General features: G+C 54.2%; 6 protein-coding genes. 2 read left to right on the top strand and 4 right to left on the bottom strand.

The genetic code is table 11. The annotated features are described in order from the left end of the window. Nucleotides 1–354: 354 nt before the first annotated feature. Nucleotides 355–2,766 (top strand): ATP-binding protein, encoded by a 2,412-nt coding sequence (locus F5984_RS26345; protein WP_152127381.1) that lies wholly within the window; start codon nucleotides 355–357, stop codon nucleotides 2,764–2,766. Between the two features lie 366 nt (nucleotides 2,767–3,132). On the opposite strand, the gene F5984_RS26340 is transcribed toward F5984_RS26345, so the two are convergent. Together F5984_RS26340 and F5984_RS26335 are read right to left on the bottom strand one after the other, a co-directional pair. Beyond that, the gene (locus F5984_RS26340; protein WP_152127379.1) at nucleotides 3,133–4,089 is read right to left on the bottom strand and encodes a nitrilase family protein; all 957 of its coding nucleotides are present in this window, start codon (nucleotides 4,087–4,089) and stop codon (nucleotides 3,133–3,135) included. A gap of 94 nt (nucleotides 4,090–4,183) precedes the next feature. After that, nucleotides 4,184–4,672 (bottom strand): response regulator, encoded by a 489-nt coding sequence (locus F5984_RS26335; RefSeq protein ID WP_185155657.1) that lies wholly within the window; start codon nucleotides 4,670–4,672, stop codon nucleotides 4,184–4,186. A 493-nt stretch (nucleotides 4,673–5,165) separates the two neighbouring features. Between F5984_RS26335 and F5984_RS26330 the strand changes: the two genes are divergently transcribed. Continuing rightward, the gene (locus F5984_RS26330) at nucleotides 5,166–6,455 is read left to right on the top strand and encodes a sensor histidine kinase (RefSeq protein ID WP_152127376.1); all 1,290 of its coding nucleotides are present in this window, start codon (nucleotides 5,166–5,168) and stop codon (nucleotides 6,453–6,455) included. A 144-nt stretch (nucleotides 6,456–6,599) separates the two neighbouring features. Here F5984_RS26330 and F5984_RS26325 read toward each other — a convergent pair whose 3' ends face one another. Together F5984_RS26325 and F5984_RS27095 are read right to left on the bottom strand one after the other, a co-directional pair. Beyond that, nucleotides 6,600–7,829 (bottom strand): MFS transporter, encoded by a 1,230-nt coding sequence (locus tag F5984_RS26325; RefSeq protein WP_152127374.1) that lies wholly within the window; start codon nucleotides 7,827–7,829, stop codon nucleotides 6,600–6,602. 442 nt (nucleotides 7,830–8,271) lie between these two features. After that, nucleotides 8,272–8,412, bottom strand: a complete 141-nt coding sequence (locus F5984_RS27095; RefSeq protein WP_394367454.1) for a DUF6934 family protein — start codon at nucleotides 8,410–8,412, stop codon at nucleotides 8,272–8,274. Between the last annotated feature and the right edge of the window lie 346 nt (nucleotides 8,413–8,758).

The following is an 8,758-nucleotide window of genomic DNA, read 5'->3' as shown; positions in this document are numbered from 1 at the left end:
GAGCCTGCCTGTCCTGGTAGAAGAGGGGTGATTTTAGTCCATTCCTGCTCGGTGATCTCATAGCGTCTCATGCCACAAAGATCGTAGGATTGGGTAAGTTTATCCTAATTGTCCACACACTCTAGTTTCATTCCTTATTTTTGCCCGACTCACCCCTGGAAGTTAAGAAGCTATTTGAATTAATCGATCTGGCCGCCAATGGCGTCTTTTGACTCTTGCCATCGTCACTTTTTTGAGCCGTAGCGCTGCTACCACTTGCAAAAATCGCCTTGCCAAGAGCCAAAATTCACTCATTATCCGCTCAAATCGCTAACTCAAACAGTTTCTAAACCTGACTTTTAGGATACTCAGGTTATGAACGACTTACCCCACCACGCTACATCATTATCTGACCGCGAAGCCTTGCTGCAGGCGGTTCTGGACGCTCAACAAAGCATGACGGCCTACTGCGAAGCTATTCGCGACGCCGATGAGGAGCTTGTCGATTTTCGCTACCGAATCATTAACCAAGGGGTCGAAACGTTGACGGGCCGGTCCCGTCACCAGATTTTGGGCGAGCTCATGACGAGCCTGTTTCCCTCGGTGAAACAAATAGGCTTGTTCGACCACTACCGGCGGGTGGTGGAAACGGGGCAGCCCGATTCGTTTGAATTTCCGTATCAGGGCGATGGCTACAACGGCTGGTATCTGATTTCGGCCCAGCCCTTGCAGGACGGGTTTGTGCTTTCGTTTATCGACATCACCGCCCAGAAACAGACGCAGCAACAGGTTGAGCAGCAAAACCAGTTGCTCGACAATATTCTGGCGACCTCGGCCAGTGGTTTGGTCGTACTCCGGCCTATACGCAACTCTGATGGTCAAATTGTCGACCTGAAGGCCGTGCGCTGGAACCGGGCGTTTGTCCAGATCACGGGCATTCCCGACCAATCGCTCAGCACGCGTACCTCCATGCAACTGGACCCGACGCTGCGGTCAGCCGGTCTGTTCGACCAGTACGTCGATTTGCTGACAGCCGGGAAACCTTTGCAGACCCAGTACTACTTTGAACCCGCCCAGATCTGGATTGAACTGTCGGGGGCCCGGCTCGACAATGAGCATATTGTGCTGACGTTTTCGGACATTACGGAAAGCAAAAAGGCCTCGTTGCTCATCGAAGAGCAGTCGAGTCAGTTGCGCAATATCTTCGATTCGTCTATCAGCAGCATTCTGTACATGACCGCCATCCGCAACGAAGCGGGCAACATTGTTGATTTCAGGATGGTGACGGCCAATCAGGCCGTAATTCGGAGCAATTTCATGAGGCCCGACCAGATTGAGGGCAAGCAATTGCTGGAAGTGTTTCCGGGCAACCGCGACAACGGGTTCTTTGACCTGTACGTGCGGGTTACTGAATCGGGCGAGCCCGAACACCTGATCGGCTCGTACAAAGACGACACCCAGCAGGATGGCTGGTACGAGGTGTCGGCCGCCAAGCAAGGCGACGGTGTGGTGGTGACGTACATGAACATCACCGAAACCCAGCAGGCCCATCAGGTACTCGAACAGCAAACCGAGTTTCTGAACCAACTGCTGCAAACCTCGCCAATGGGCATCATTGCTTACGAGGCTGTTCGGAAAACACCCGCTCAGGCGGGTAGTACAGGCACCCGAGCCGGCGAGATTGTCGATTTCCGGTCGATCTTTTTTAACCACGCCTACGAAAAAATCTTCAACTCGACCGAAGAGGTAGTGCGTAACCACACGTTTCTGGAACGGTTTACATCGGTAGTAAACCTCCCCCTGACGGTGAACACCGAAGAGCTCTTCAATTTCTACAAGAGCGTAACGGAGCAGGGGCTTTCGTTCCGCCGGGAGCGGTTTTACCCGCACCTGAACAAGTGGCTCGATGTGTCGGGCACGAAGCTTGGCGACGGTTTTCTGCTCGTTCTGTACGACGTAACCGACCGGAAGCGGGCCGAGCTGGAACGGCAACAACAGGCCGCGCTGGTGCAACAGGCCAACCGGCAACTGAAGCGCTCCAACGACAGCCTGCAACAGTTTGCCTACATTGCCAGCCACGATTTGCAGGAGCCCCTGCGAAAAGTACATTCGTTTGGTAGCCTGCTCAAAAGCCGCTACGCCGAATCGCTGGGCGATGGTGTAGATCTGATTGCACGGATGCAGAAAGCAGCCGAGCGGATGCAGACTCTCATCAACGATCTGCTGGCGTACTCGCGCCTGTCGAACCAAACCGAGTCGTTCGAACCCGTCGATTTAAACGAGGTAATGGCCGGGATTCTGGAGGATCTGGAAGCGGTAATCACCGACAAAAAAGCCCTGGTCACGATTGATTCGTTGCCAGTAGTTCAGGGCAATCCGTCGCAACTGCGGCAGTTGTTTCAAAACCTGCTATCGAACGCGCTCAAGTTCAACAAACCCGACGAACGGCCAGAGGTAACTATCCGTTGCCAGCCTACGCCCCGCCCCCAAATTGACCCCGATGCGCTGTCTATGCTCCCGGCCGATGTCCAGAGCTTCTGGCAAATACAGGTGAGAGATAACGGCATCGGCTTCGACCAAAGTTATAAGGAGCGTATTTTTGAAGCGTTTCAGCGGCTACACGGGCCCAACAGTGCCTATGCAGGCTCAGGTATCGGGCTCGCGCTGGTGAAACGCGTAGCCGAAAACCACGGGGGCCTGATTGAGGCCCACAGCCAACCCGGCGAGGGAGCCGAGTTTACGCTCTACCTACCGCAAAGCCCGAGCGAAATCAGCAGCCTGATATAAAGGTATTGAGTGAATTTTCAGTACTGGACATTCGGACTTCAGACACTGGACATTAGACTTACTACCTTTTGATATGGAGGTCTAACGTCTAATTGTATTGGGTGATAAGGTTGTTCTCGCAAGGAACCACTGCCAGGGTCTTCGACCACTGGCAGGGTTTGGGTTGCTCACTCCCTGCCAGTGGTCGAAGACCCTGGCAGTGGTTGTACAGGACAGCCAAAAGGAGAACAACCTAATCGCTCAATACATCTGATGTCCAGCATCTAATGTCCAGTACTGAGGAGTGAATTGGCGAAATATGGCATAGTTCCGGGTTGTTAATCACTTTACCTCCCGTACCCCTCATTCGCTCATTCACCAACTCACTCATTCACTCATTGGCTTTAGCCACACCACCTTTTGTTCGGGCTGATGCTCTTGTCCCAGAATGTCGCGGTAGAGGTCGGGGCGCCGGGCCTTGCGGTACCGGAAACCACCGGCCTGCTGTAGCTTTTCGGGGGTACAGGTAGCCACAACTACCTCATCGTCGAGCTGACGGCATTCGGCCAGAATGTCGCCAAAGGGGTCCAGAATCATCGAGCATCCGTTTTTGAGTTGGTCATCGTCCATCCCGATGGGGTTAGCAAAGACCACATACACTCCGTTGTCGTAGGCGCGGGCGGGCAGCCATTTCATGAGCCAGGCCCGGCCCTTAAGCCCGTCGAACTCCAACCGAAGCGAGGTCGGGTCGTTGTGCCGGTTGGCCCAGAGGGCGGGGTCGGCAAAACCGGCACCGGGCCGGGTAGAAGGCGTCATCATGGTAACGTGGGGCATAAAAATAATATCGGCCCCAAGCAGAGCCGTGGCCCGCACATTTTCGACCACGTTGTTGTCGTAGCAAATGAGGATACCGCATTTCCAGCCGTACAGGTCAAACACCACGTATTCGTCGCCCGGCAAGAGGTGCGGGTTAATGAACGGATGCAGCTTTCGGTACTTAGCCACCAACCCGTTTTTATCCACGCAAACGTAGCCTTTGAAAAGCCGGTCCTGCTCGTCTTTCTCGAAGAACCCGGCCAGAATAGCAATGTCGTGCTCGCGCGCAATCTGAATGAGGGCCTGTGTACTATCGCCATCCGGGATCAACTCGGCCAGGTCGAGCATCTGCTCCCGCGAGAGATGCCGAGCAAAGGTGTAGCCCGTTACAGAGCATTCATGAAACGCCACTACCTGCGCGCCCTGCCGGGCCGCCTGCCCGGCCAATCGGTTGATCACGCTCAGGTTATACGCTTTATCACCACTGGCGTTTTCAAACTGCGCCGTTGCTATCTTCAAGGTCTGCATAAAGAAATGATTCAGAACGGCTAAATAAACAAAAAGCCGGGACAACCACCGCTCCGGCGGAGGGTAAGTGTCCCGGCCGATTAGCAAGCCGATCTTAAAACAAGGCTACATTTACCTTAGGGAGGGTCACGGTTTCCCACCAGTACACGCGCAGGGTCTGGAAATACTCCAGCCAATCGTCGTACTTGATGGGCTTCACCAGATACGACGAGCACCCCCGTTCGTAGGCTTCCGCAATATCGTTTCGGTCGTTGGAGTGGCTCAATAGCACCACCGGCACCTTACCCAGCGCATCGGGCATCGCCCTGATCTTTTCGAGCACATACCAGCCATCATGCCGGTTGGGCAGGTACAAGTCCAGCAACACCAGTTTGGGCGACTCCCACTCCTCCTGCTCACACTGATTCAGGTAACAAAGAGCCTCTTCTTTGGTTTTGGCCCAAACAGGCTTCACTTCGGGCAGACACTCCTGCATGGCCTTACTGATAATAAACCCATGATCGGGGTTATCTTCTACAATAAGCAGCTTCGCATTCTTGAAATTCCGACGAGACGTAAGCTCACTGGTTAATAGCGGATTCATACGTTGAATGTAAGTAAGACAAAGAGGAAAGAATAAAGGCTATAGACTTTGTATCAATTGTTAAATTAATCTATTTTGATACAGGAAAGCCTACCCCTACGTAGATAGTATCATTAAATTGACCCACCGGGATGGTTGTCAACAGTGGCCTATAGGTAAGAAATAGGCCCATAAAGCGGAGAGCCGGATTAGGGTTTTAAGCCACCAACCCGGCCCTGCACACTTCTGATTCTGATAACCCCGACTCCATGCCCGAGGAGGAAGATGCGGCTGAGTAGTAAAGCCGTTGGCGGTTGACGTTGGGGTTACCGGATAGCTCTGCTAAACGCATTCTTTACCAGAACTTACACTTACTAAACCCATTTATAGCCAAATCCTATCGATTCCGTCAGCCCCGAGTGAGGATTCGGCCCCTGGCTACTGGGTCGGTACCGGGGAGGCAAACCTTCAACAAGCAACCGGGTTAACTCCTTACACGCAACTATCTTCCCTTATGGCAAAAGTAAGTCGTCCCTTTTTGGGCCAGGTAAAGCATCTTGCCGACTATCTGGCCACCCGGCGGGAAACGATTTTGAATAGCTGGCGTACACAATGCGCTTCGGATGGCGACCTCCACAACCGCCTGAGCCTCTCGCGAGAGGAGTTCATTGATCAGGTTCCGGTTCTACTCAATGTGCTTCAAGACCGGCTTCTGGATAAACCACTCTCGGCCGACCCGACCGAAACAGCCAGCGAACACGGCTGGCACCGCTGGCAGCGCGGTTACTCCCTACAGGAACTTCTCAACGAACTCGATAAGCTGTACGAAACCCTGGCCGACGAAATTGACACCTACCTGACCCTGTACCCCGACACACCCGCCCCCGTGACGGCCCTGGCCCATCGGCAGGTGCTGGTACTTGCCCGCGAAATAAACCGGGGTAGCGTGATGTATTACGATTCCCTCCGCCAGACCAGTGCCGCCGAACGGGCCGAACAGCTCCAGTCGGCTCTGGACCAACTGAATCAGATAACCCGGGAGCGCGGGGAGCACCTCCGCCAAACCTCGCACGATTTGCGCAGTAGTTTCGGAGCTCTGTTTGGAGCGGCCAACCTGCTCACCCTGCCCAGCACCCCCTCCGAACAAACACAGTACATCGAGATTCTGAACCGGAACCTGTCGTCGATTCAGCATGTGCTGCTGCAAATGACCGACTTTGCCCGTATTGAAGCCGGGCAGGAGCAGCTTACCCTTAAACCCTTCGACGCGGCCCACTTGTTGCGCGACCTTGTCAAACAGGCCCAGCCCATGTCGGCCGAACAGCAGCTTGTCCTTCGCGCCGATGGTCCCGACAGTTTACCGGTACTGAGCGACCGGGGCAAAATACAGCGGATCATCCAGAATCTGCTCCTGAGCGCGCTACGCCACACCCAGCAAGGCTGGGTCAATGTATCGTGGGCGCTCGAAAGCGATACCCGCTGGACACTCAGCGTGCAGGATTCCGGTCCCGGCCTGACGCATGGCCCGGCCGCCCTGCTCGCCGAACAATTAAGTCCGCAGATTGAAGTACCAAGTTCGCAGCGACTAACGGAACCCGAAAAAGCGCTCAGTAAAGCCCTACCGGCCACCAAAGGCCCGGCGCGCTCCGCCCAAAAGCATAGCGAAGATATTGGCTTGTTTATCGTGAAGCAGGTATGTGAACAGCTGAAAGCGACGATGGAGATCGAGTCATCGGCCGAGGGGGGTACGCTTGTCCGCATCAGTATGCTTACGAATCAGGAGGCTCCTTCAGGGGAACGGTGAGGCTGGATGCCAACACCCCTGGCTCCACGAAGTTGCTTAAACACAGAAGCGCATTGGGCCGTTTTGTCCACTCATTCAGGGGTTGATGAAGAATGGCGTTTCCGGACGGGTGCTCACCCACGGAATTTCGGAGATGTATCTGGCTTAGGCATCAGTGTACTGCCGGGCTGTATCGGGTAGCCGCAGACTCCAGAACACTACAGCCGCTAAGCTGAGGGCGCAAAATACAAACGGGGCCTGTGGGCTTACCGACGACAACAAACTATTGACCAGCGCCGTACTGAAACTGGCCAGCCCACCCAGCGCCTGAATATTCCCAAACACCTCGCCCTGACCGCCACCGGCTTTGGTGATCTGCGACAAAATACTGCCAATCAGCCCGCTCATCACCGATACCGTCAGGGCATCGATACCGCCCACTACGTACAACATGATCTCCGACGGGCCAGTAAACGCGTACAGCACCTGCAACACAATACCCAGCAACGCCAGCCCGATTATCACCTTGCGCTTGTGCACCCGGTGGGCCAGAAACCGGAAGAAAACCACATTGGCCAGTAAGGCCAGCGCACCGAAATAGACAAAGAAAACCGCCGTTTGCCGGGTCGACATGAGCAATTGACTCTGGGTCAGGAAAGCCACAAAAAAGGTGTAGTAACCAATGCCCAGCGTGCCGAGCATGTTCAGGATAAACACCGGTTTGATACCCGGTACTTTTTCTTCCGACTCGTTAAGTTGCTGCCAGAGCGTAACCACCTTGATCGAGCTGACCATTTTCTCTTTGACCTCGTCGGGGTCGAGTTCTTCCCGTTTGGGGTTCGTTTCGCGGAAAGCCAAAGCCAGTCCCATGTTGAGAACGCCCACCGCCAACAGAAACAAGACAGTTGGCACAGGGTCGAAACGCACCGCACTGGTCGACAACAGAAACAAGCCCGCTACCATAGGCCCCACTACCGGCCCCGAGCCGACAATAAAACTCAATATTCCTGACCACCTGACCAGCTCCTGCTTGTCGGTCAGGTCGGTAATAGACGAGCGAAGCACGGCGTAAAGCCCGTTGGTGCCCCCTTTCGCTACCCGATTGGCCACGTAGGTACCCGCCTGCACATGCAACAGCAGCAACGTCGACAGAAACGACGCCAGCGTAGTAGCCAGAATCACGCGTCGCCGGCCTTTTTTGTCGGACCAGTTACCAATAGCGGGCGAAAACGCCAGTTGAATACTCAGCATCACGGCTACCCCGCCCGTCAGCATAAACGATTTGGCGGGCAGGTCGACAACGTAATCACTAATCAGTGCACCGAGGCCATTGGCGGCCGTAACATCGAGCAGGGCAATACAAAGAATAAGCAGCAGTTGGCAATTTTTGGTCATTCGCAGGCGGAGGCACCCGGTCAGAGGGCTCGTCAGAGTGAAGCAACAAAAAGAGGAAGTCTGGCAAAGGCAGGGGTAAAAACTATACCATCGAGCCGGGGGATTGGCTCATGAACCTGAGCGAACGGGCACATACGTACCGTTGCCTCACTCGACTGCCGGATGCGTGCCACTGAGCCGAAAAGCTGACGCTTACTCAGCCCCTCGTTTCGCACTTGGCAACTTCACTGTTTTGGGCATCTCATTGGCCTTCGCCAATTTTTTCGGAAAGAGTACTTTGTCACGGTACTCTACAGAGCGGGGGCAATCCGCACAATTGGAGCCTTGTTATTATGGATGTCCTGAACTGTTCGTATGATGCTAAAAACTTGGCAAATTTCCATTGGGCTAAAAACCGGCGTAACCCTTCTTCAAATTCGTAGAATTCGTCACCAATTTGCCCTTACATCTCAAAATCCTGAATGATTTCCTCATGGAGCCGGGTAATACCCATTTGGTATAACCTGATTGGGGCTCTCGTACTGCCAACAGCATAGTCAAATGCATCGGGATACTTATCACGGCATAGCCCGTTTGGGGGTATTTATGGCCAAAAACTCTTCCAGCCAAGAGCAGATTGGACATTGCACCCAACGGCCGAAAGGGGTTCATGGCGACGTTAGGCGCCTTGACGCATATGGACGGTTGGGCTGAAAAGTTCACCTTCGGGACGCGTTTCCTGTCGCCCGAAGCTCAACCCGCGCGGAGCGGACAACAACACACTTACCGCTGAAACCGAGCGCGAAGCCTGACCGGATGGTTTAGCGGGAGTGATTTTTAAACTGTGTCAGGCGGGCTTTAGTCGAAGCGATGCGGTTTGATGCGTTCTTCAAAGATACTTGTCAGGTCGTTGATGACCTCCTTCCAGTTGTAGGTTTTTGTTTCCCACT

This window comes from Rudanella paleaurantiibacter (assembly GCF_009184635.1).
GTDB classification, from domain to species: domain Bacteria; phylum Bacteroidota; class Bacteroidia; order Cytophagales; family Spirosomataceae; genus Rudanella; species Rudanella paleaurantiibacter.
The sequence above is the reverse complement of the archived record's forward strand: the minus strand, read 5'-3'. Positions and strand labels throughout refer to the sequence as shown.